Raw genomic sequence first — 23,487 nt, 5'->3', positions numbered from 1 at the left:
TTACTGTGGTTTGTTTGATATCGCGCATATACGAACAAGAAACGAAAGTGAAATGCACTTTTCCGCACGAAGTTAGAGCTTTGTCATATTTCTGTAACATTATATGTGGCATTTCATTCTTTCTCGTCAAAACTTTCTCTACAATCCGCCGCGAACAACTCAAGCGATTTTCGTTTTCACTCATGACGCCTGATGTCATGACTTTTACCGTGCCACGGAGGCAGTTTATGTTGAGCATTTTCAAACCCGCCCCCCACCAGTCTCGCGTGCCCGACGCGCAGGTTGATCCTCTGTACCGCCGCTTACGCTGGCAAATCTTTCTGGGCATCTTCTTTGGCTACGCCGCCTACTACCTGGTGCGTAAGAACTTTGCGCTGGCGATGCCCTATCTGGTGGAGCAGGGCTTCTCGCGCGGCGATCTGGGCTTTGCGCTGTCGGGGATCTCAATTGCCTACGGCTTCTCAAAATTCATTATGGGCTCGGTGTCGGATCGCTCGAATCCGCGCGTTTTCCTGCCCGCTGGTCTGATCCTCGCAGCGGCAGTAATGCTGTTTATGGGCTTTGTACCGTGGGCCACCTCCAGCATTGCGGTGATGTTTGTGCTGCTGTTCCTCTGCGGCTGGTTCCAGGGGATGGGCTGGCCGCCGTGCGGACGCACGATGGTGCACTGGTGGTCGCAGAAGGAGCGCGGCAGCATTGTGTCGGTGTGGAACTGCGCCCATAACGTCGGCGGCGGTCTGCCTCCGCTGCTCTTCCTGCTGGGGATGGCGTGGTTTAACGACTGGCACGCGGCGCTCTATATGCCAGCCTTTGGTGCCATTCTGGTGGCGATTATCGCTTTTGCACTGATGCGCGATACGCCGCAATCCTGCGGTCTGCCGCCGATTGAAGAGTACAAAAACGACTACCCGGATGATTACAGCGACAAGCATGAAGAGGAGCTGACGGCGAAGCAGATCTTTATGCAGTACGTGCTGCCGAACAAGCTGCTGTGGTATATCGCCATCGCTAACGTCTTTGTCTATCTGCTGCGCTACGGCATCCTCGACTGGTCGCCGACCTATCTGAAAGAGGTGAAGCACTTCGCGCTGGATAAATCTTCCTGGGCCTACTTCCTCTATGAGTACGCGGGCATTCCCGGCACGCTGATCTGCGGCTGGATGTCGGACAAAGTCTTTAAGGGGAACCGCGGCGCGACCGGCGTCTTCTTTATGACGCTGGTGACCATCGCGACCATCGTTTACTGGCTCAACCCGGCCGGCAACCCGGGCGTGGATATGGCCTGCATGATCGTCATTGGCTTCCTGATTTATGGCCCGGTGATGCTGATTGGTCTGCACGCGCTGGAGCTGGCACCGAAGAAAGCGGCCGGTACTGCGGCGGGCTTTACCGGCCTGTTTGGCTATCTCGGTGGTTCAGTAGCGGCGAGCGCCATTGTTGGCTATACCGTCGATTTCTTCGGCTGGGACGGCGGTTTCATGGTGATGATCGGGGGCAGCGTACTGGCGGTACTGCTGCTGATCGTGGTGATGATTGGCGAAAAACGCCATCACGCTGACGTGCTTGCGCGTCGTCAATAACAGGAGATGTTATGAAATTGTCCTTTAGCCGCATTACGACAGGCCTGCTGCTGGCGGGCCTGATGGCAGGCCAGGCGCTGGCCGCCGAGAAGCTGGTGATCGCCCATCGCGGCGCCAGCGGGTATCTCCCGGAGCATACGTTGCCTGCCAAAGCGATGGCCTATGCCCAGGGCGCGGACTATCTGGAGCAGGATCTGGTGATGACCAAAGACGATCGTCTGGTGGTGCTGCATGACCACTATCTCGATCGCGTCACCGATGTTGCCGAGCGCTTTCCCGACCGCGCCCGCAAAGATGGCCGCTATTACGCTATCGATTTCACGCTGGATGAGATCCGCTCGCTGAAATTCACCGAAGGGTTTGAGTTAAAGAACGGCAAGAAAGAGCAGGTTTTCCCGGGCCGTTTCCCGATGGGCAAATCCGATTTCCGTATTCATACCTTTGAAGAGGAGATTGAGTTTGTGCAGGGGCTGAACCACTCGACCGGCAAAGATATCGGGATCTACCCGGAGATCAAAGCCCCGTGGTTCCACCATCAGGAAGGGAAGGATATTGCGAAGGCGACCCTCGAGGTGCTGAAGAAGTATGGTTACAGCAACAACAAGGATAAGGTCTATTTGCAGTGTTTCGACGCTGATGAGCTTAAGCGCATCAAAAATGAGCTTGAGCCGAAGATGGGGATGGATCTCAATCTGGTGCAGCTGATTGCTTATACCAAATGGAATGAGACCCAGCAGAAGCAGCCGGACGGTAAGTGGGTCAATTACGATTATGACTGGATGCTGAAACCCGGTGCGATGAAGCAGATTGCGCAGTACGCAGATGGTATCGGCCCCGATTACCATATGCTGGTGGCGGATGGTTCGACGCCGGGCCACGTGCAGCTAACCGCAATGGTGAAAGAGGCGCATGCCAGCCATTTGCAGGTGCACCCGTTTACGGTGCGCGCCGATCAGCTGCCGCCGTATGCCAGCGATGTGAATCAGCTTTATGAAGTGTTGTACCACCAGGCCGGGGTCGACGGGTTGTTTACCGATTTCCCCGATAAAGCGGTGCAGTTTTTAAAGCGGAAATAAAAGTGGGGCCTGGTAAGTGAAGTTGCCTGATGGCGCTTCGCTTATCAGGCCTAGGAAGGGATGAATGTGCAGTCAAGGTGGGTATTTTGCCTGATGGCGCTTCGCTTATCAGGCCTACGGAAAGGATGGGTGTGCTGAAACTGTAGGCCGGGTAAACGCAGTGCCACCCGGCATTGTTTACATCTCGATCTCGATATCGCCTTTCGCCCGGCAGCAGCAGGGCAAAATTTCCCCTTCGTTGATAAAGGCCAGCGGCTCGCTAATCCAGTCCACCTGGCCTGCTACCAGCCGACAGCGGCAGGAGCCGCAATAGCCTTCACGGCACTGGTATTCAACTTCCACCTGCTGGGACTCCAGCGCCACCAGCAGGGAGGGGTGCTCTTCCTGGCAATGCACCTGCGTGCCGGAAAGGCGGAGCGTAACCCGGCTCATCACAGCTGGAAGTTGCTCAGATCGTCGGTATCGACCTGCGAGTCGATCTGCCCGACGAGGTAAGAACTCACTTCCACTTCCTGCGGCGCCACCTGCACGTTATCGGACACCAGCCAGGTGTTGATCCACGGAATCGGGTTTGAGCGGGTCTGGAACGGCAGATCAAGACCCACCGCCTGCATACGGATGTTGGTGATGTACTCAACATACTGGCAGAGGATATCTTTGTTCAGACCAATCATTGAGCCGCCGGAGAAGAGATACTCCGCCCACTCTTTCTCCTGCTGCGCCGCCTGCACAAACAGGTCGTAGCACTCTTTTTTGCACTCTTCGGCAATCTCCGCCATCTCCGGATCGTCAACCCCGGAACGCAGCAGGTTCAGCATATGCTGGGTGCCGGTCAGGTGCAGGGCTTCATCGCGGGCAATCAGGCGGATAATTTTGGCGTTACCTTCCATCAGTTCGCGTTCGGCGAAAGCGAAGGAGCAGGCGAAGCTGACATAGAAGCGAATCGCTTCCAGCGCGTTCACGCTCATCAGGCAGAGATAGAGTTTTTTCTTCAGTTCGCGCAGGCTGATGGTGACGGTTTTGCCGTTCACGCTATGGGTGCCTTCGCCCAGCAGATGCCAGTAGTTGGTCATCTCAATCAGCTCGTCATAGAAGGAGGAGATCCCTTCCGCGCGCTTGAGGATCTGCTCGTTGGTAACGATATCGTCAAACACTACCGCCGGATCGTTAACGATATTGCGGATGATATGGGTGTAGGAGCGCGAGTGAATGGTTTCTGAAAACGCCCAGGTTTCCACCCAGGTTTCCAGCTCCGGAATGGAGATCAGCGGCAGCAGCGCCACGTTCGGGCTACGACCCTGAATTGAGTCCAGCAGCGTCTGATACTTCAGGTTGCTGATAAAGATATGCTTTTCATGTTCCGGCAGTGCCTGGAAGTCGATGCGATCGCGGGAAACATCAACTTCTTCCGGACGCCAGAAGAAGGAGAGTTGCTTTTCGATCAGCTTTTCGAAGATGTCATATTTTTGCTGGTCGTAGCGCGCCACGTTCACCGGCTGGCCAAAGAACATCGGCTCGAGCAGCTGATCGTTTTTCTTCTGAGAAAAGGTGGTGTATGCCATGAATGTGAGTCCTGTCTTGCGAAAAAAAGGGCGGGTTTCCCCGCCCCTTAGTTAGATCTTACATGCGCCGCTTTCGCAGCCATCGTCCTGGATAGAAGGGACCAGGTCATCCTGCGCATCTTCCGCGCCGTCGCGGGTGTTTTGATAGTAGAGCGTCTTCACACCAAATTTGTAGGCGGTCAGCAGGTCTTTCAGCAGCTGCTGCATCGGCACCTTGCCCGACGGGAAACGGGTCGGATCGTAGTTGGTGTTCGCTGAAATCGACTGGTCGATAAACTTCTGCATAATGCCGACCAGTTGCAGGTAGCCGTCATTGTTCGGCATTTCCCACAGCAGCTCGTAGGCATCTTTCAGCTCTTCATAATCCGGCACCACCTGGCGCAGGATGCCATCTTTCGACGCTTTGATGCTCACGTGGCCGCGCGGCGGCTCAATGCCGTTGGTGGCGTTGGAGATCTGCGACGAGGTTTCAGACGGCATCAGGGCAGAGAGCGTCGAGTTACGCAGGCCGTGCGTGGTGATATCGTCACGCAGCGCTTCCCAGTTGTAGTGCAGCGGCTCGCTGGTAATGCCATCGAGATCCTTTTTATAGGTATCGATCGGCAGAATACCTTTGGCGTAGGTGGTTTCGTTGAACCACGGGCAGGCACCTTGCTCTTTCGCCAGCTCGTTGGAGGCTTTCAGCAGCCAGTACTGAATTGCTTCGAAGGTCTGGTGCGTCAGGTTGTTGGCGCTGCCGTCGGAGTAGCGCTTGCCGTTTTTTGCCAGCCAGTAGGCGAAGTTGATCACGCCAATACCGAGGGTACGACGACCCATCGCGCCACGTTTCGCCGCCGGGATCGGGTAGTCCTGGTAATCAAGCAGGGCATCGAGTGCACGCACCGCAAGCGTTGCCAGCTCTTCCAGCTCGTCGAGGCTCTTAATTGCGCCAAGGTTAAACGCAGAGAGCGTGCAGAGCGCGATCTCACCGTTTTCATCGTTAACGTCTTCCAGCGGCTTGGTCGGCAGGGCGATCTCAAGGCACAGGTTGGACTGACGCACCGGCGCAACAGCCGGATCGAACGGGCTGTGGGTGTTGCAGTGGTCGACGTTCTGGATGTAGATACGGCCGGTCGAGGCGCGTTCCTGCATCATCAGCGAGAAGAGCTCGACCGCTTTAATACGCTGTTTGCGGATGGAGTCATCTTTTTCGTACTGCGTGTACAGGCGCTCGAACTCATCCTGATCGGCGAAGAAGGCGTCATACAGACCCGGCACGTCGGACGGGCTGAACAGGGTGATATCTTCACCTTTCAGCAGACGGGTATACATCAGTTTGTTGATCTGTACGCCGTAGTCCATGTGACGCACGCGGTTGCCTTCGACGCCGCGGTTGTTTTTCAGCACCAGCAGGCTTTCCACTTCCAGATGCCACATCGGGTAGAAGAGGGTCGCCGCGCCGCCGCGAACGCCGCCCTGCGAGCAGGATTTCACCGCGGTCTGGAAGTGTTTGTAGAACGGTACGCAGCCGGTGTGGAACGCTTCACCGCCGCGGATCGGGCTGCCCAGCGCACGGATGCGACCGGCGTTGATGCCGATACCGGCGCGCTGGGAAACGTACTTCACAATCGCGCTGGAGGTGGCGTTGATGGAGTCCAGGCTGTCGCCGCACTCGATCAGCACGCAGGAGCTGAACTGGCGCGTCGGCGTACGCACGCCGGACATAATCGGCGTCGGCAGCGAAATTTTGAAGGTCGAGACGGCGTCATAGAAACGCTTCACGTAGTCCAGACGGGTTTCGCGCGGGTAGTTGGAGAAGAGGCAGGCAGCAACCAGAATGTAAAGGAACTGCGCGCTCTCGTAGATCGCACCGGTCACACGGTTCTGCACCAGGTACTTCCCTTCCAGCTGCTTAACGGCCGCGTAGGAGAAGTTCATATCACGCCAGTGATCAATAAAGCCGTCCATCTGCTGGAACTCTTCTTCGCTGTAGTCTTCCAGCAGATGATGATCGTATTTACCCAGCGCAACCATGTTCTTCACGTGGTCGAACAGCGCAGGTGGTTCAAACTGGCCGTAAGCTTTTTTACGCAGGTGGAAAATCGCCAGGCGCGCGGCAAGGTACTGATAGTCCGGCGCATCGCGGGAGATGAGGTCCGCAGCGGCTTTAATAATGGTCTCGTGGATATCGGAGGTTTTGATACCGTCGTAAAACTGAATATGTGAACGCAGCTCCACCTGAGAGATGGAAACGTTGCTCAACCCTTCTGCGGCCCAATCCAGTACTCGATGAATTTTGTCGAGATTGATGCGCTCAGTGCCACCATCACGCTTTGTCACCAGCAGACTCTGATTCATTTGCTTACCTGTCCGTGAAATAAAAGTATCCCCCGTATTATCCACAAAGCAGCACTGTGACTAACTCTGTGGATAAATACTATATATAGGGGGTTTGCGATAAGAGAAACGCTATATGGTGAGTATTCTAGTAAGGATTCTTTTGAGTACAAGAGTTGATTTTGACGTTAACTTGAGGTTGCGAAAGCGTAATAAACGCTAAGTCCTCGTCGCATAAGGCTTGCAGAGGTTGTCAATAATCTGAAAAAAAAAATGAAATTTTGATCGAGTGCTGATTTCTTCATCGGCGGGGAAGATTGCGCGATTTGCGGCTGCGCAATCTTCATAACATTAATGCATGACGTTAGCGATTTTTCGCCGTTGTATGCAACATATAGTTAACATCAACGCCCGGTCCGAGGGTGAACTTATTCAGCAGCGGGTTAAAGTGTAACCCGGTGATGTGACGCTCCTGTAACACCGTATCGTCGATCCAGGTTAACAGCTCGGCAGGTTTGATAAACTTCTTCGCGTCGTGCGTGCCTTTCGGCACCATGCGCAGCACATACTCTGCGCCAACTACCGCCATCAGCCACGCTTTGCCGTTACGGTTGATGGTCGAGAAGAAGACGTGACCGCCGGGTTTCACAAGCTGTGCGCAGGCTCTGACCACCGATTGCGGATCCGGCACGTGCTCCAGCATCTCCATACAGGTGACGACGTCGTAGCCCTGCGCCTGTTTTTCGGCATGCTCTTCGACTGTCTCTTGTACATAGTCAACCTGCACGCCCGACTCCAGCGCGTGCAGACGCGCAACTTCCAACGGCTCCGCGCCCATATCCAGCCCGGTCACCTGCGCACCCTCTTTGGCCATGCTCTCGGCGAGAATGCCGCCGCCGCAGCCGACATCCAGCACGCGTTTGCCAAACAGGCCGCCGGCGTGTTCGGCGATATAGCCGAGGCGCAGCGGGTTAATACGGTGTAAAGGTTTAAATTCGCCTTCTGTGTCCCACCAGCGTGAAGCGACGGCTTCAAACTTGGCGATTTCTGCATGATCAACGTTCTGAGTAACCGACGGTTTTTCGGCATTCATGGGCGCATTTACTCCTCTCTCAATAAGACCTGTGAGTATATCAGGCCAACGGCATGAATAAACCTTTGCCGGGGTGTTATAGGTTTACCTGTATCAAACCGGTTGTGTTATAATTTGCGACCTTTGAATCCGGGATACAGTAGAGGGATAGCGGTTAGATGAGCGACCTTGCGAGAGAAATTACACCGGTTAACATTGAGGAAGAGCTGAAGAGCTCCTATCTGGACTATGCGATGTCGGTCATTGTTGGCCGTGCGCTTCCGGATGTCCGAGATGGCCTGAAACCGGTTCACCGTCGCGTACTTTACGCCATGAACGTATTGGGCAATGACTGGAATAAAGCCTACAAAAAATCTGCCCGTGTCGTTGGTGACGTAATCGGTAAGTACCATCCCCATGGTGATTCCGCGGTGTATGACACCATTGTTCGTATGGCACAGCCGTTTTCGCTGCGTTATATGCTGGTCGACGGCCAGGGGAACTTCGGTTCCATCGATGGCGACTCCGCCGCGGCAATGCGTTATACGGAAATCCGCCTGGCGAAAATCGCCCATGAGCTGATGGCCGATCTGGAAAAAGAGACCGTCGATTACGTTGATAACTACGACGGCACTGAGCGAATCCCAGATGTGATGCCAACCAAGATCCCGAACCTGCTGGTTAACGGCGCTTCCGGGATCGCTGTCGGTATGGCGACCAACATTCCGCCGCACAACCTGACGGAAGTGATCAACGGCTGCCTGGCCTATATCGATAATGAAGAGATCAGCATTGAAGAGCTGATGACCCATATTCCGGGGCCGGACTTCCCGACCGCTGCGATCATCAATGGTCGCCGAGGCATCGAAGAAGCCTACCGCACCGGTCGCGGCAAAATCTACATTCGCGCCCGCGCGGAAGTGGAAACCGACGCGAAAAACGGCCGTGAAACGATCATCGTGCATGAGATTCCCTACCAGGTGAACAAAGCGCGCCTGATTGAGAAGATTGCCGAGCTGGTGAAAGAGAAACGCGTTGAAGGTATCAGCGCGCTGCGCGACGAGTCTGATAAAGACGGTATGCGCATCGTGATTGAAGTGAAGCGCGATGCCGTCGGCGAAGTAGTGCTGAATAACCTCTACTCCCAGACGCAGCTGCAGGTCTCCTTCGGTATCAACATGGTTGCGCTGCACCATGGCCAGCCGAAGATCATGCCGCTGAAAGATATCCTGGCCGCGTTTGTGCGCCACCGCCGTGAAGTGGTGACGCGCCGTACCATTTTCGAACTGCGTAAAGCCCGTGACCGCGCGCACATCCTTGAAGCGCTCGCTGTTGCGCTGGCGAACATCGACCCGATCATTGAACTGATCCGTCGTGCGCCGACGCCGGCCGAAGCGAAAGCGGGCCTGATCGCGCAGCCGTGGGCTCTGGGCAACGTCTCTGCGATGCTGGAGCGTGCCGGTGATGACGCCGCGCGTCCTGAGTGGCTGGAGCCGGAGTTCGGTATTCGTGACGGTAAATACTACCTGACCGAACAGCAGGCACAGGCAATTCTGGATCTGCGTCTGCAGAAACTGACCGGCCTTGAGCATGAAAAACTGCTCGAAGAGTACAAAGAGCTGCTGGAGCAGATCGCTGAATTACTGCACATCCTCGGTAGCGCTGAGCGCCTGATGGAAGTGATCCGCGAGGAGCTTGAGCTGGTTCGCGAGCAGTTTGGCGACGAGCGCCGCACCGAAATTACCGCTAACACCGCAGATATCAACATCGAAGACCTGATCAACCAGGAAGATGTTGTGGTGACGCTGTCGCATCAGGGCTACGTGAAGTATCAGCCACTGACCGATTACGAAGCGCAGCGTCGCGGCGGGAAAGGTAAATCTGCCGCGCGCATTAAAGAAGAGGACTTCATCGATCGTCTGCTGGTGGCCAACACCCATGACACGATCCTCTGCTTCTCCAGCCGTGGCCGTCTCTACTGGATGAAGGTCTACCAGCTGCCGGAAGCGAGCCGTGGCGCGCGCGGTCGTCCGATCGTCAACCTGCTGCCGCTGGAGCCGAATGAGCGTATTACCGCCATTCTGCCGGTACGTGAATATGAAGAGGGCGTGAACGTCTTTATGGCGACCGCCAGCGGTACCGTGAAGAAAACCGCGCTCACCGAGTTCAGCCGTCCGCGCTCTGCGGGGATTATCGCCGTCAACCTGAACGAAGGCGATGAGCTGATTGGCGTAAACCTGACCGACGGCAGCGACGACGTAATGCTCTTCTCCGCCGCCGGGAAAGTGGTGCGCTTTAAAGAGAGCGCCGTGCGTGCGATGGGTCGTACCGCGACCGGCGTGCGCGGTATTCGCCTGGCGGAAAAAGACAGCGTAGTTTCGCTGATCGTGCCGCGCGGCGAAGGCGCAATCCTGACGGTGACGCAGAACGGTTACGGTAAACGTACCGCGGAAGCGGAGTACCCGACTAAATCTCGTGGTACGCAGGGCGTTATCTCTATCAAGGTGACCGATCGTAACGGTTCGGTAGTCGGCGCGGTCCAGGTCGATGATTGCGATCAGATCATGATGATCACCGATGCCGGTACGCTGGTGCGTACGCGCGTGTCGGAGATCAGCGTGGTAGGTCGTAACACCCAGGGCGTGATCCTGATCCGCACCGCGGAAGATGAAAACGTGGTGGGTCTGCAGCGTGTTGCTGAGCCGGTGGATGATGAAGAGCTGGACTCCATCGACGGCAGCGTTGCGGAAGGCGATGAGGACATCGCGCCGGAAGTCGATACTGACGACGACGCGGCGGACGACGAAGACGCCGAATAACGCGTTATCAAGGGCCGGGTTTCCGGCCCTTTTTCATTGCCTTGCGGCATCTGCGATTTATCGCTACTTTAAGCACACTCTTTTTTAACTTCCTTGTGGCGGAGTTTCCCCAGGTTGAAATACCTCGTCTCTTTTCGCAGTACCCTGAAAGTCTCCCGCTATCTGTTCAGGGCGCTGGCGCTATTACTCTGGCTGTTAATTGCCTTTTTTTCCGTCTTTTACATCGTTAATGCCCTGCATGACAAAGAGTCGGAGATCCGCCAGGAGTTCAACCTCAGTTCCGATCAGGCGCAGCGCTATATTCAGCGCACCTCTGATGTGATGAAGGAGCTGAAGTATATTGCTGAAAATCGCCTGACGGCGGACAACGGCATCCTGACGTCGCGCTCCCGCGACGACAAAACCAACGTGCCGGCCTTCTTACCGCTCTTTCCTGATTCCGACTGCTCGGCGATGGGCAGCGCCTGGCGCGGCTCGCTGGAGTCGCTGGCGTGGTTTATGCGCTACTGGCGCGATAATTTCTCCGCGGCGTACGATCTGAACCGCGTCTTTTTGATTGGCAGCGACAACCTCTGTATGGCCGATTTCGGCCTGCGCGATATGCCGGTCGAGCGGGATGACACGCTGAAGAGCCTGCATGAGCGGATCGTCAAATATCGCAATGCGCCGCAGGATGAGCGCAGCAACAACGTCTACTGGATGAGCCAGGGCCCGCGCCCGGGCATCGGCTATTTCTACGCGCTGACGCCGGTCTATCTCGGCAACCGCCTGCAGGCGCTGCTCGGCACCGAGCAGTCGATCCGGATGGAGAACTTCTTCACGCCGGGTACGCTGCCGATGGGTGTCACCATCCTTGATGAGAATGGCCATACCTTGCTTTCGCTGACCGGGCAGGAGAGTGGCATTACCGCCGATCCGCGCTGGCTGCAGGAGCGCTCCTGGTTTGGGTACACCTCCGGTTTCCGTGAGCTGATCCTCAAGAAGACGCTGCCGCCATCCTCCCTGAGCGTGGTCTACTCCGTGCCGGTGGACGTGGTGCTGGAGCGCATCCGCATGCTGATCCTCAACGCGGTGCTGCTTAATGTGCTGGTCGGGGTGGCGCTGTTTACCCTGGCGCGCCTCTATGAGCGGCGCATATTTATTCCGGCAGAAAACGATGCGCAGCGGCTTGAAGAGCATGAGCAGTTCAACCGTAAGATTGTCGCCTCCGCGCCGGTGGGGATCTGTATCCTGCGTACCCAGGATGGCACCAACATACTGAGTAACGAGCTGGCGCATAACTACCTCAACATGCTGACCCATGAGGATCGCCAAAGGCTGACGCAAATTATCTGCGGGCAGCAGGTTAACTTTGTTGATGTGTTAACCAGCAATAACACCAACCTGCAAATTAGCTTTGTGCATTCGCGCTATCGCAATGAGAACGTGGCGATCTGCGTGCTGGTGGATGTCTCCGCCCGCGTCAAAATGGAGGAGTCGCTGCAGGAGATGGCGCAGGCGGCGGAGCAGGCGAGCCAGTCGAAGTCGATGTTCCTCGCGACGGTCAGCCATGAGCTGCGCACGCCGCTCTACGGCATTATCGGTAACCTCGATCTGTTGCAGACCAAAGAGCTGCCGAAAGGGGTCGACCGCTTAGTGACCGCGATGAACAACTCCTCGAGCCTGCTGCTGAAGATCATCAGCGATATTCTCGACTTCTCGAAAATTGAGTCCGAACAGCTGAAGATTGAGCCGCGTGAGTTCTCGCCGCGCGAAGTGATGAGCCATATCACCGCCAACTATCTGCCGCTGGTGGTGCGCAAACAGCTCGGGCTCTACTGCTTTATCGAGCCGGATGTGCCGCTGGCGATTAATGGCGATCCAATGCGCCTGCAACAGGTGATTTCCAACCTGCTAAGTAATGCGATTAAGTTCACCGATATGGGCTGCATCGTGCTGCATGTGCAGTGTGATATGGAGTATCTCAGCATTCGCGTGCGTGACACCGGCGTGGGGATCCCTGGCAAAGAGGTGGTGCGCTTATTCGATCCCTTCTTCCAGGTCGGCACCGGCGTACAGCGCAACTTCCAGGGCACCGGCCTGGGGCTGGCGATTTGTGAAAAGCTGGTCAACATGATGGATGGCGATATCGCTGTCGATACTGAACCGGGCATGGGCAGCCAGTTCACCATTCGCATTCCGCTCTACAGCGCGGTGCCAACGGTGCAGACCGACGTAGATGGGCTGGCGGAAACCTGCTGCTGGCTGGCGGTACGCAACGCCTGGCTGTCGGCGTATCTGCATAACCTGCTGAAGTGGAACGGCATTCAGGTTAAGCAGTATGACGGCCATGAACTGGGCAACCAGGACACGCTGATTACCGATGATGAGCTGCCGCAGCCCTGGACCGGACGCGCGGCGGTTATCTTCTCCCGCCGCCATATTGGTATTCCGCTTGAGCGCGCGCCGGGTGAGTGGCTGCACAGCGTCGCCTCGCCGCACGATCTGCTGGCGCTGCTGGGCCGCATCTATCGCGTGCCGGTGGCCGAGGCGCAGGCGGCAAATGCCTTAGCATCGGATTCCGGCGAGATGGAGAATAACGAGGATATGATGATCCTCGTGGTGGACGATCATCCAATCAACCGCCGTCTGCTGGCCGATCAGCTGGGCTCTCTGGGCTATCAATGTAAAACCGCCAATGATGGCGTCGATGCGCTCAATGTGTTGAGCAAGAACCCGATCGATATTGTGCTCAGCGACGTGAACATGCCGAATATGGATGGTTACCGCCTGACGCAGCGCATTCGCCAGCTTGGGCTGACGCTGCCGGTGATCGGCGTGACGGCGAACGCTCTGGCAGAAGAGAAGCAGCGCTGTCTCGAGTCGGGGATGGATAGCTGTCTGTCGAAGCCGGTAACGCTGGACGTGCTGAAGCAGACGCTGGCTGCATACGCCGCGCGGGTAAGAAAAAGCAGGGAGTAGGGCTAAGAAAAACGAACCCCGGCGAGTGCCGGGGTTACGGGGATTACTCTTTTTCCGTCTGGGTGAGCGTCACGGAAGAGAGGTAGTTCAGCAGGGCGATATCGTTATCGACACCCAGTTTCATCATCGCTGATTTCTTCTGGCTGCTGATGGTCTTAATGCTGCGGTTCAGCTTCTTGGCAATCTCCGTCACCAGGAAACCTTCTGCGAACAGGCGCAGCACTTCACTCTCTTTCGGTGACAGGCGTTTATCGCCATAACCACCGGCGCTGATCTTCTCCAGCAGACGGGAGACACTCTCCGGGGTGAACTTCTTACCCTTTTGCAGTGCCGCCAGCGCTTTCGGCAGATCCGTCGGCGCGCCCTGTTTCAGCACGATACCTTCGATATCGAGATCCAGAACGGCGCTGAGAATTGCCGGATTATTATTCATGGTAAGCACGATAATCGACAGCGCCGGGAAGTGGCGCTTAATGTACTTGATCAGCGTAATGCCATCGCCGTATTTGTCGCCCGGCATTGACAGATCGGTGATCAATACATTGGCCTCAAGTTTCGGCAGGTTGTTGATAAGCGCTGTAGAGTCTTCAAATTCACCGACTACATTTACCCATTCGATCTGTTCAAGTGACTTGCGAATACCGAACAGTACAATCGGATGGTCATCGGCAATAATTACGTTCATATTGTTCATGTATTAGGCTACCTTGCTACAGCAAGCTTTTGACGTAAGCGTCAATGTCGCTGATGTAATTTTCTATGCCTGGAGCATCACTCTCGCGAATTAATTGCTCCAGCGTTTCACACAACTGCTTACCAGGTACCAGATTAAGCATGGCAAACACCCCCTTAAGGCGGTGGGCCGTCTGTGCCAGCGCAGCGAAATCGCGCGAAGCCGATTCAGTATACAACCTCTTAACATCATCGGGAACTGTGTCGACAAACAGCGCGTAATAGCCGCTGGCATGGAGTTCGGCATTCTCATCGCCGCCTAAAGGCGACTCCGTGACTTCCTCCTGCGCCAGCTGCTCCTCAATGAGCTGCAATATTGCTCCCTGCATTGCATTGCTCATATTAAAATTGACGCGCAACTGGCCTGGACCAATTTTCCGCACGCCGACCTCATCATCGCTTAAAAGCAATCCTGAAGCTGTAAGATTTGACGGATTATCTGTTAAAAAGAGATCGTATTCTTGATTTGATAATCGTTCATCGGGCGAAATGCAGCTCGCCCCCCAATTCTCAAGCTGGCGCACCACAATATTACGAATTTCGTTCGACGTAATATCAATCATCGCCACCACATCATCGAGCAATTTCTCTTCGCTCTCGCCCTGCTGCGCGCGTACGGCCATTTTCACATGCAGAGAGTAGCGGGTGCCGAGATCTTCACGCGCTTTAATATTGAGATGTCCGCCCAGTTTACGGGCCAACTGATCGCAAAGCCAGAAGGTGAGGGCATTTGCCTTGCCAAACTGATCGCCCTGCGTTTCGTTAAGGAACGGGAAGTGCAGATTATCAATCTCGCTGGCGTTAACGCCGACGCCGGTATCAAGGATACGGAAGGTCAGCCGGTCATCTGCTGATTCGTCCATGCTCACTTCGAGGGTGATTTTGCCCATCTGCGTGGTGGTCACCGCATACTGAATCAGCAGCAGCATGATTCGACGCAGCGCATCGCGATCGCCGTGACGCTCCTCATTGGCCGGAAGATGATTGTTGATCAGCAGCTGCAACCCTTTACGCTTGATCACCGGCAGCACTTCCGGCACCACTTCATCAATCAGATCCTGAATGGAGAAGAGGGAAGAGGAGCCTTTCCAGGTATCATTCTCCAGCATGTTTGCCAGCTGGAGTTCATCCACCAGTTGCACCAGTCGGTCGGCGTGATCGGCAAGGCGGTTAGCTTCGTTGCTCTCAATCGCCGCAGCGTCACTGGCCAGCGCTTTCACCGGCTGTTTGAGCGCCTCGGCGAGGTTATTCATAAACGCCGCGCGACCCTGCTGGTTTTTCTCATAGAGCCGTTGCGCCTGCTTGAGCTTCTTGTTGACCAGCACTTCGCGATCCTGGTCACGAATAATAAAGATCTGCGTACGCGACGCCACCTGGCTGCGGAACTGGCGGATCTCATAGAGCTCGTTATTGATGGTCGCCTGGATCACGCCCTGGTGCTGATCCGCCATCGCGGTAATGTTCTGCAAATTGAGGTGCGGCAGCAGGTGGTCGGCAATTTTATTACTCAGCACCGTGCGGTTGGCTTCCTGATCGTGAACCAGCAGACCCAGCGGCAGCAAAGAGACAATCTCTTCATTAAAGGCGCGCAGCACGCGCAGCTCATTATTCGCGCCCGGCGTCGCGAGCGTATCGCTCTTGCGCCCCGGCATCTGGCGAAAGGTGGTGTAACCAAACAGCGCCAGCGCCAGCAGGCCAATATTCAGCAGCAGCGGCAGCAGAACGTTTTGCAGGGTATCAAGCAGCAGTGTGCCGAACGGAACTTGCCACACCAGGCGTAAACCGGTGCCGTTTAGCGCAGAGGAGATCTCAATGCGCGAGCTGTTGAAGTTTACTGAGACGCTGTCGGTGTTCTCTTTATCCTGCGCGCGTGCGCTGCCCGGCGTGGTATCGGGATCGAGGCGGAAGCTGTCCAGCGTCATACCGGGCGGAATCAAATCATTGATTGGCAGATCGAAGGCGACGACGGTCGCCAGATGGCCTGGCTGGTTAAAGGTGGTGCGCAGCGTAAAGTAGTGGCCATTCTGCCAGGCAAGACGGCGCAGCGAGGAGAAACTTTCGCGCTCATCAAGGGCATTCGCCTGCTGGAGCATCTCCGCACGGCGGGTATCGACGATATTGCTGATCATCGAATCTTTAAAACCGGAGGTAAGATCCTTAAGCGGCAGCGTCGAGATAAGGATCATGCTGTTATCCTGGCCGTTAAGGTAGTACATCGACCACGGCACGGTTTCCGCGCCCCACAGCGTATCGAGATAGGTCGAGATACGCTGGGTCATCTCCAGCGTCGAACTGTCATGGGAGCCGAAAATCAGCGCTTCCGTCTTGCGGCGCGGTTTTTCGAGGTAGTAGACGTCCTGCTTTAAACGCGTCTCCTGCAGGCCTTCGCCGGAAGAGGCGGGGGCGGCAGCGATATTGTCGTAAATCTGCCAGGTCGCATAGCGCCAGATATCGATGCGCTTATGAATGGCGTGGGTGGTATCAACAATTTGATAACTTTTGTCCTTCAGCCACGCGTTGACGGCGCTCTGGATCATCACGCCCATGGTGACCAGCAGGACAATAATCAATAAAAGGAAGTAACGGGTAATGTTGCCCGGTATCAGGGAAAATTTGCCAGGAATCATTGTGTCCGATTGACTCATTCGTGTGTGTAACCCGTTATGACAACACGGCTGATAACTTTCAGCCTGCGCTGAGACAATGTTGCTGCCATGCCGTTAGCGTCGCGTTTGGTGGGCCGCGGGCGTAAAGGTAGTGTGCTGCAGAGTAATGTTCAGCAGGCAGTATATCGGTAAATGGGTGAATTTCCAGACTCTCTTTTCAGGAAATGCCTGGGGTGTGCATGAATATGCACTCTTTACCTGAAGCGCAGGAAAAATGTACAGATACGCAGCGCTGCAGGCCTATTTACCGTCTCGCCAGTAAAATATCGCACGAAATAACAAGATATTAACTTTATAAATATGTTTGAGGATCAACTCTGGTACGATTATTGATTAATTAATAGTCATTACAAATGGCGACTATATAAATCTTAAGTATCAACTGATGTAAAGAAAGGTAAAAAAAAACCGAATGCAGGGCATCCGGTTTGAAGAGGGGTAAACAGACATTCAGATTCGAATGACGGTAATAAATAAAGTTAATGATGATAGCGTCGATTATTTTAGACACCAATTCTGCTTTCGGTTTGGCATTCAGTGCTCTCATTTTATATTTTAGTAAGTTGCTGTTTTTATAAGTAAAGAACTGTATTTGATCCGCCTTTTTTCTTATTTATTAGCTTTTAGTGCTTTCAAAAAGTTCCTGCAAAATTACAATTGGAAACATTTAGCTTTAGGTATGAAACATCTTCAAAGTTTTCGTATCATATTCCTGTTGGATTATTTTTGATTTTTGCGCACAATGAATCGCCAGCTGATTTGAGGGTTAATCAGCATGCAGTGGCAATAAAAATGCATATAACAGAGGGTTAATAAAATGAAAGTTAAAGTTCTGTCCCTCCTGGTACCGGCTCTGCTGGTAGCGGGCGCAGCTAATGCGGCTGAAGTTTATAATAAAGACGGCAACAAATTAGATCTCTACGGTAAAGTAGACGGCCTGCACTATTTTTCTGACGACAACGGTTCTGATGGCGATAAGACCTATGTGCGTTTTGGCTTCAAGGGCGAAACTCAGGTTAACGATCAGGTAACCGGCTACGGTCAGTGGGAATACAACATCCAGGCGAACAAAGAAGAGGGTGCAAGCGATCAGGCATGGACCCGTCTGGCCTTCGCAGGTATCCGCGTTGCTGACACCGGTTCTTTCGACTACGGTCGTAACTACGGCATCATCTATGACGTGACCTCCTGGACCGACGTTCTGCCGGAATTCGGCGGCGACACCTATGGCGCGGATAACTTCATGCAGTCCCGTGCTAACGGCGTAGCAACCTACCGTAACACCGACTTCTTCGGTCTGGTTGATGGCCTGAACTTTGCTCTGCAGTACCAGGGTAAAAATGGCAGCGTCAGCGGTGAAAACACTAATGGTCGCAGCCTGCTGAACCAGAATGGCGACGGCTACGGCGCATCCCTGACCTACGATCTGGGCGAAGGCTTCAGCGTTGGCGGCGCGATGTCCTCCTCTAAACGTACTGCCGATCAGAACAGCATCAATGCGAACCTGTACGGTGACGGCGACCGCGCTGAAGTTTACAGCGGCGGCCTGAAATACGATGCCAACAATATCTACCTGGCAGCGCAGTACTCTCAGACTTACAACGCGACCCGTTTCGGTACCTCTAACGGCCGTACCCCAAGCTCTGCTTTCGGTTTTGCTAACAAAGCGCAGAACTTCGAAGTGGTTGCACAGTACCAGTTCGACTTCGGTCTGCGTCCGTCCATCGCTTACCTGCAGTCCAAAGGTAAGGACATCACCAACAACACCGGTACTGCTAACTTCGGCGACCAGGATCTGGTGAAATATGTTGATGTTGGCGCGACTTACTACTTCAACAAAAACATGTCCACCTATGTTGATTACAAAATCAACCTGCTGGACGACAACACCTTTACCCGCGCGGCCGGTATTGCGACCGACGACATTGTTGGCCTGGGCCTGGTCTACCAGTTCTAAGTCTGCAACAACGCGTATTAAAAGGGGCCGCAAGGCCCCTTTTTTATTGCCTGTTTCGGGCAAATCCCTTTTTCGTGTACGCTTGCGCCAGCAAGGAGATAACAACTATGGCGATCGCTTCTCTTCGTGCCGCGCTGATGGCGGCACTTTTTCTGTTAGCCGGCTGCGACACGGCAAGCCAGCCCACACCCACGGTGCTCGAAGGTAAAACCATGGGCACCTCCTGGCGCGTCAGCATGGTGGATATCACGCCGCAGCAGGCGACAGCACTACAAAAGAAAATCCAGGCGCAGCTTGATGGCGACGACTGGCTGATGTCGACCTGGAAAAAAGATTCAGCGCTGATGCGCTTTAACCGCAGCACCAGCACCGCGCCGTGGCCGGTCAGCGAAGCGATGGCGGATATTGTCACCACCTCGCTGCGCGTCGGTAAAAAAACCGATGGCGTGATGGATATTACCGTTGGACCGCTGGTGAATTTGTGGGGTTTTGGCCCCGACCAGCAGCCGATCAACACGCCAACGCAGGCGCAGATCGACGCGGCAAAAGCGCGTACCGGGCTGCAACATCTCACGGTAATCAACCGCGCCGGTGAACAGTTCCTGCAAAAAGATCTGCCCGATCTGTATGTCGATCTCTCGACAGTTGGCGAAGGTTACGCCGCCGATCATCTGTCGCACTTAATGGAGCGCGAGGGGATTGGCCGCTATCTGGTCTCCGTCGGAGGCGCCCTGGTCAGCCGCGGGATGAATGTTAAAGGGCTGCCGTGGCGTGTGGCGGTACAGAAGCCAACGGATCGTGAAAATGCCGTCGAGGCGGTGGTCGATATTAATGGTCACGGCATCAGCACCTCCGGCAGCTATCGCAACTACTATGAACTGGACGGTAAACGCATCTCTCACGTTATCGATCCGCGCAGCGGGCGGCCAATCAATCATAAGCTGGTGTCGGTGACGGTGATCTCGCCAACCGCGCTGGAAGCGGATGCCTGGGACACCGGCCTGATGGTGCTCGGCCCTGAGCGGGCAAAAGAGGTAGTGACGCGCGAAGGGCTGGCGGTGATGATGATCATGAAGGAGGGGGATGGCTTCACGACCTGGATGTCGCCGCAGTTCTCCGCCTTCCTGGTGAAGGATAAAAATTAAAGCGCAAGATTGCAGGTTTTTGCGCGCGCGCTAACCGCCACAGTAAGGCTAAGCTTAGATAAGGAGCCTGCGATGAACAATGCGATGTTAACCGATGATCAATGCTGGCAGGCGGTGCTGGCGCGCGACCCGAACGCCGACGGTCAGTTTGTCTTTGCTGTGCTGACCACGGCGATCTTTTGCCGCCCCTCCTGCACAGCGCGGCGCGCCCTGCGCCAGAATATACGCTTCTATAAAGATGTCGCCAGTGCGCTGGAGGCGGGGTTTCGTCCCTGCAAACGCTGCCAGCCGGATAAAACGCATCCGCAGCAGCAGCGGCTGGAGAAGGTCGCCGCCGCGTGCCGTTTGCTGGAGCAGGATCAACCCGTGACGCTGGCCGAGCTTGCCGCGGCGGTTGCCATCAGCCCTTATCACTTTCACCGACTGTTTAAAGCGGTGACCGGCGTGACGCCGAAAGCGTGGCAGCAGGCGTTTCGCGCCCGGCGCTTACGCGAAACGCTGGCGAACAGCGAGACCATTACCGATGCGGTGCTGGCGGCCGGGTTCCCGGACAGCAGCAGCTACTATCGAAACGCGGATGCGGCGCTTGGTATGACTGCCCGCGCCTTTCGCCGCGGCGGCGCGTCCTGCCCGGTCTGGTTTACGCTAACGGACTGTACGCTCGGCCGCTGCCTGGTGGCGGAGAGTGAACGCGGGATCTGTGCCGTACTGCTGGCACAGAGTGATGACGCATTACTGGCGCAGCTCAGCAACCTGTTTCCGCATGCTCACCAGGCAGAAGATGATCCGCAATTTACTGCGCGCGTGCAGCAGGTGATTGCGCATGTAGAGAGACCCGATTCGCCCTTTACCTTGCCGCTCGATTTACGCGGCACCGCGTTTCAGCTGCAGGTGTGGCAAGCGCTGCGCCAGATCCCGGCAGGGGAGAGGGTCAGTTACCAGGCGCTGGCGCAGAGTATTGGCAAGCCCGGCGCGGTCAGAGCCGTCGCCAGCGCCTGCGCGGCGAATAAGCTGGCGGTTATCGTTCCCTGCCATCGCGTGGTGCGCCAGAGCGGGGCGCTCTCCGGCTACCGCTGGGGCGCCGATCGCAAAGCGCAGCTGCTGGCGCGCGAAGCTAATCAACAGGAGACCTGATGCTCGATCTGTTTGCCGATGAACAACCGTGGCAGGAGCCACTGGCACCGGGTGCCGTGGTGTTGCGCCGCTTTGCCCTGGCGCACAGCGAGGCGCTGATGCGCGGTATCGCCGATGTGGTCAGCGTTTCGCCGCTGCGCCATATGGTAACACCCGGCGGTTACACCATGTCCGTTGCCATGACCAACTGTGGGCAGCTTGGCTGGACAACGGACAAGCGCGGCTATCTCTACGATGCCGCCGATCCGCAGACGCAGCGCCCGTGGCCCGCCATGCCGCAGGCCTTTGTGACGCTCTGCAACGCGGCAAGCGCCGCCGCTGGCTACCCCGATTTCCGCCCGGATGCCTGCCTTATCAATCGCTATGCGCCGGGAGCCAAACTCTCGCTACATCAGGATAAAGATGAGCCGGATCTGCGAGCGCCGATTGTCTCCGTTTCGCTTGGCCTGCCAGCGGTTTTCCAGTTCGGCGGGCTGAAGCGCAGCGATCCGCTCCAGCGTCTGCTGCTGGAGCATGGCGATGTGGTGGTGTGGGGCGGGGAGTCGCGCCTCTTTTATCACGGTATCGCGCCGCTGAAGCCGGGCTACCATCCGCTGACCGGCGAATGTCGCTATAACCTTACTTTTCGCCAGGCTGGCAATAGCGAACAAAAATAAGAATTATTCTTGATGAAAACAGGTAGCCGTTTAAACTGCTGGCTGTTTTTATTGACCGGATACGCTTATGGAACTTCTCCTTCTTGTCTGGCGGCAGTATCGCTGGCCGTTTGTGGCGGTACTGGCGCTGTCGCTTGCCAGCGCGGCAATGGGCATCGGGCTGATTGCCTTTATTAACCAGCGCCTGATTGAATCTGTCGATCTCTCTGTTGCCGTGCTGCCGGAGTTCCTCGGCCTGCTGCTGCTGTTAATGGCCGTCACCCTCGGCTCGCAGCTGGCGTTGACGACACTGGGCCACCACTTTGTCTACCGCCTGCGTAGCGAATTTATCAAGCGTCTGCTGGATACGCCGATCGAGCGCATCGAACAGCTGGGCAGCGCCTCGCTGCTGGCCGGGCTGACCAGCGATGTGCGTAATATCACCATCGCCTTTGTGCGCCTGCCGGAACTGGTGCAGGGGATTATCCTCACCGTTGGCTCCTGCCTCTATCTCGCCATGCTCTCCGGCAAGATGTTGCTGATCACCGTGATCTGGATGGCGCTGACCATCTGGGGCGGGTTTATGCTGGTGTCGCGCGTCTATAGACATATGGCGACCCTGCGCGAGACGGAAGATAAGCTGTATACCGATTTCCAGACGGTGCTTGAGGGGCGTAAAGAGCTTACGCTTAACCGCGAGCGCGCCGAGCACGTGTTTGAAAAGATGTACCTGCCGGATGCGCGCGAATACCGCCACCATATTATCCGCGCCGATACCTTCCACCTGAGCGCAGTGAACTGGTCGAACATTATGATGTTGGGCGCGATTGGTCTGGTGTTCTGGATGGCGAACGGGCTGGGCTGGGCGAATACTAATGTCGCGGCGACCTACTCATTGACGCTGCTCTTTCTGCGCACACCGTTGCTCTCTGCTGTTGGCGCGCTGCCAACGCTACTCACCGCTCAGGTGGCGTTTCGCAAACTCAAGCAGTTCGCGCTGGCACCTTATCGCCCGGAGTTTCCGCGCCCGCAGGCCTTCCCCGGCTGGCAAACCCTTGAGCTGCGCAATGTCACCTTTAAATATCAGGATAATGACTTTGCCATCGGGCCGATCAATATGACCCTCAAGCGCGGCGAACTGGTGTTTCTGATTGGCGGTAACGGCAGCGGGAAATCGACGCTGGCGATGCTGCTAACCGGCCTCTATCAGCCGCTCTCCGGCGAAATCCTGCTGGATGGCAAACCGATGGCGCAGGATAAGCCGGAAGATTACCGCAAGCTCTTCTCGGCGGTGTTTACCGATGTCTGGCTGTTTGATGAACTGCTTGGCCCAGAAGGGCAGCAGGCCGATCCGGCGCTGGTGGCGAAGTGGCTGGAGCAGTTAAAGATGTCGCACAAGCTGGAACTGGAGAACGGTAAAATCCTCAACCTGAAGCTCTCAAAAGGGCAGAAGAAGCGCGTCGCGCTGCTGCTGGCGCTGGCGGAAGAGCGCGATATTCTGCTGCTGGATGAGTGGGCGGCAGATCAGGATCCGCACTTCAGGCGCGACTTCTACCAGGTGCTGTTGCCGCTGATGCAGCAGATGGGCAAAACCATCTTCGCTATCAGCCATGACGATCACTACTTTATCCACGCCGATCGCCTGCTGGAGATGCGCAATGGCCACTTAAGCGAGCTGGAAGGTGAAGAGCGTCAGCTCGCCTCCCGCGACGCCGTTTCCCGCACCGCATAACAACAACGCTCCCTGCTGAACCGGGGAGCGTTGCCGTTTTTTTACCCAAACAACCGCACCGTTGAGCCTTTTTTTAGCACCTGGCGCTATGCTTAAGGCT

Annotated in this window: 15 protein-coding genes; 9 read left to right on the top strand and 6 right to left on the bottom strand. The window is 55.7% G+C overall.

Annotation, left to right across the window (positions count from 1 at the left end):
* Positions 1–227 precede the first annotated feature (227 nt).
* On the top strand, positions 228–1,580 hold the full coding sequence (gene glpT, locus IAE48_RS02320) for a glycerol-3-phosphate transporter (RefSeq protein WP_023479895.1): 1,353 nt from the start codon (positions 228–230) through the stop codon (positions 1,578–1,580).
* An 11-nt stretch (positions 1,581–1,591) separates the two neighbouring features.
* Entirely contained in the window at positions 1,592–2,656 is a 1,065-nt protein-coding gene (glpQ, locus tag IAE48_RS02315) for a glycerophosphodiester phosphodiesterase (protein WP_200133346.1), read from the top strand.
* A gap of 177 nt (positions 2,657–2,833) precedes the next feature.
* Here the strand turns inward: glpQ and yfaE are convergent, their stop codons facing one another.
* The 4 genes from yfaE to ubiG all read right to left on the bottom strand — a co-directional run bounded on the left by yfaE (position 2,834) and on the right by ubiG (position 7,627).
* Complete coding sequence (gene yfaE / locus IAE48_RS02310) at positions 2,834–3,088, bottom strand: class I ribonucleotide reductase maintenance protein YfaE (RefSeq protein WP_042713436.1); 255 nt, start codon at positions 3,086–3,088, stop codon at positions 2,834–2,836.
* Positions 3,088–4,218, bottom strand: coding sequence for a class Ia ribonucleoside-diphosphate reductase subunit beta (gene nrdB / locus IAE48_RS02305; protein ID WP_023479667.1), 1,131 nt, complete (start codon positions 4,216–4,218; stop codon positions 3,088–3,090). The genes yfaE and nrdB overlap by 1 nt, the downstream gene beginning before the upstream one ends.
* Positions 4,219–4,269: 51 nt before the next feature.
* A complete protein-coding gene (gene nrdA, locus IAE48_RS02300; protein ID WP_094421212.1) occupies positions 4,270–6,555 on the bottom strand; it encodes a class 1a ribonucleoside-diphosphate reductase subunit alpha in 2,286 nt (761 codons plus the stop codon).
* Between the two features lie 343 nt (positions 6,556–6,898).
* A complete protein-coding gene (gene ubiG / locus IAE48_RS02295) occupies positions 6,899–7,627 on the bottom strand; it encodes a bifunctional 2-polyprenyl-6-hydroxyphenol methylase/3-demethylubiquinol 3-O-methyltransferase UbiG (RefSeq protein ID WP_200133345.1) in 729 nt (242 codons plus the stop codon).
* 158 nt (positions 7,628–7,785) lie between these two features.
* On the opposite strand from ubiG, the gene gyrA reads away from it, so the two are divergent.
* Both gyrA and rcsC read left to right on the top strand, forming a co-directional pair.
* Positions 7,786–10,425 (top strand): DNA topoisomerase (ATP-hydrolyzing) subunit A, encoded by a 2,640-nt coding sequence (gyrA, locus tag IAE48_RS02290; RefSeq protein ID WP_200133344.1) that lies wholly within the window; start codon positions 7,786–7,788, stop codon positions 10,423–10,425.
* 114 nt (positions 10,426–10,539) lie between these two features.
* Positions 10,540–13,386, top strand: coding sequence for a two-component system sensor histidine kinase RcsC (gene rcsC, locus IAE48_RS02285; protein ID WP_200133343.1), 2,847 nt, complete (start codon positions 10,540–10,542; stop codon positions 13,384–13,386).
* A gap of 43 nt (positions 13,387–13,429) precedes the next feature.
* On the opposite strand, the gene rcsB is transcribed toward rcsC, so the two are convergent.
* Entirely contained in the window at positions 13,430–14,080 is a 651-nt protein-coding gene (rcsB, locus tag IAE48_RS02280) for a response regulator transcription factor RcsB (RefSeq protein ID WP_007371125.1), read from the bottom strand.
* A 16-nt stretch (positions 14,081–14,096) separates the two neighbouring features.
* On the bottom strand, positions 14,097–16,763 hold the full coding sequence (gene rcsD, locus IAE48_RS02275; RefSeq protein ID WP_200133342.1) for a phosphotransferase RcsD: 2,667 nt from the start codon (positions 16,761–16,763) through the stop codon (positions 14,097–14,099).
* A gap of 838 nt (positions 16,764–17,601) precedes the next feature.
* On the opposite strand from rcsD, the gene IAE48_RS02270 reads away from it, so the two are divergent.
* From IAE48_RS02270 to IAE48_RS02250, 5 genes are all read left to right on the top strand, one after another.
* Entirely contained in the window at positions 17,602–18,741 is a 1,140-nt protein-coding gene (locus IAE48_RS02270; RefSeq protein WP_200133341.1) for a porin OmpC, read from the top strand.
* 107 nt (positions 18,742–18,848) lie between these two features.
* A complete protein-coding gene (gene apbE, locus IAE48_RS02265; protein WP_200133340.1) occupies positions 18,849–19,886 on the top strand; it encodes an FAD:protein FMN transferase ApbE in 1,038 nt (345 codons plus the stop codon).
* Positions 19,887–19,958: 72 nt separating this feature from the next.
* On the top strand, positions 19,959–21,020 hold the full coding sequence (ada, locus tag IAE48_RS02260) for a bifunctional DNA-binding transcriptional regulator/O6-methylguanine-DNA methyltransferase Ada (RefSeq protein WP_200133339.1): 1,062 nt from the start codon (positions 19,959–19,961) through the stop codon (positions 21,018–21,020).
* Entirely contained in the window at positions 21,020–21,676 is a 657-nt protein-coding gene (gene alkB / locus IAE48_RS02255) for a DNA oxidative demethylase AlkB (protein WP_200133338.1), read from the top strand. The genes ada and alkB overlap by 1 nt, the downstream gene beginning before the upstream one ends.
* Before the next feature lie 67 nt (positions 21,677–21,743).
* Positions 21,744–23,387, top strand: a complete 1,644-nt coding sequence (locus tag IAE48_RS02250) for a multidrug ABC transporter permease/ATP-binding protein (RefSeq protein ID WP_200133337.1) — start codon at positions 21,744–21,746, stop codon at positions 23,385–23,387.
* Positions 23,388–23,487: the final 100 nt, after the last annotated feature.

Source organism: Kosakonia sp. S57 (assembly GCF_016516575.1).
GTDB classification, from domain to species: domain Bacteria; phylum Pseudomonadota; class Gammaproteobacteria; order Enterobacterales; family Enterobacteriaceae; genus Kosakonia; species Kosakonia cowanii.
Note: the sequence above shows the minus strand (reverse complement) of the source record. Positions and strands in the feature narration are given on the sequence as shown.

Coding starts and splice junctions, on each gene's coding strand:
- glpT (WP_023479895.1), top strand. CDS start 228: ATGTTGAGCATTTTCAAACCCGCCCCCCACCAGTCTCGCGTGCCCGAC.
- glpQ (WP_200133346.1), top strand. CDS start 1,592: ATGAAATTGTCCTTTAGCCGCATTACGACAGGCCTGCTGCTGGCGGGC.
- yfaE (WP_042713436.1), bottom strand. CDS start 3,088: ATGAGCCGGGTTACGCTCCGCCTTTCCGGCACGCAGGTGCATTGCCAG.
- nrdB (WP_023479667.1), bottom strand. CDS start 4,218: ATGGCATACACCACCTTTTCTCAGAAGAAAAACGATCAGCTGCTCGAG.
- nrdA (WP_094421212.1), bottom strand. CDS start 6,555: ATGAATCAGAGTCTGCTGGTGACAAAGCGTGATGGTGGCACTGAGCGC.
- ubiG (WP_200133345.1), bottom strand. CDS start 7,627: ATGAATGCCGAAAAACCGTCGGTTACTCAGAACGTTGATCATGCAGAA.
- gyrA (WP_200133344.1), top strand. CDS start 7,786: ATGAGCGACCTTGCGAGAGAAATTACACCGGTTAACATTGAGGAAGAG.
- rcsB (WP_007371125.1), bottom strand. CDS start 14,080: ATGAACAATATGAACGTAATTATTGCCGATGACCATCCGATTGTACTG.
- rcsD (WP_200133342.1), bottom strand. CDS start 16,763: ATGAGTCAATCGGACACAATGATTCCTGGCAAATTTTCCCTGATACCG.
- IAE48_RS02270 (WP_200133341.1), top strand. CDS start 17,602: ATGAAAGTTAAAGTTCTGTCCCTCCTGGTACCGGCTCTGCTGGTAGCG.
- apbE (WP_200133340.1), top strand. CDS start 18,849: ATGGCGATCGCTTCTCTTCGTGCCGCGCTGATGGCGGCACTTTTTCTG.
- ada (WP_200133339.1), top strand. CDS start 19,959: ATGAACAATGCGATGTTAACCGATGATCAATGCTGGCAGGCGGTGCTG.
- alkB (WP_200133338.1), top strand. CDS start 21,020: ATGCTCGATCTGTTTGCCGATGAACAACCGTGGCAGGAGCCACTGGCA.
- IAE48_RS02250 (WP_200133337.1), top strand. CDS start 21,744: ATGGAACTTCTCCTTCTTGTCTGGCGGCAGTATCGCTGGCCGTTTGTG.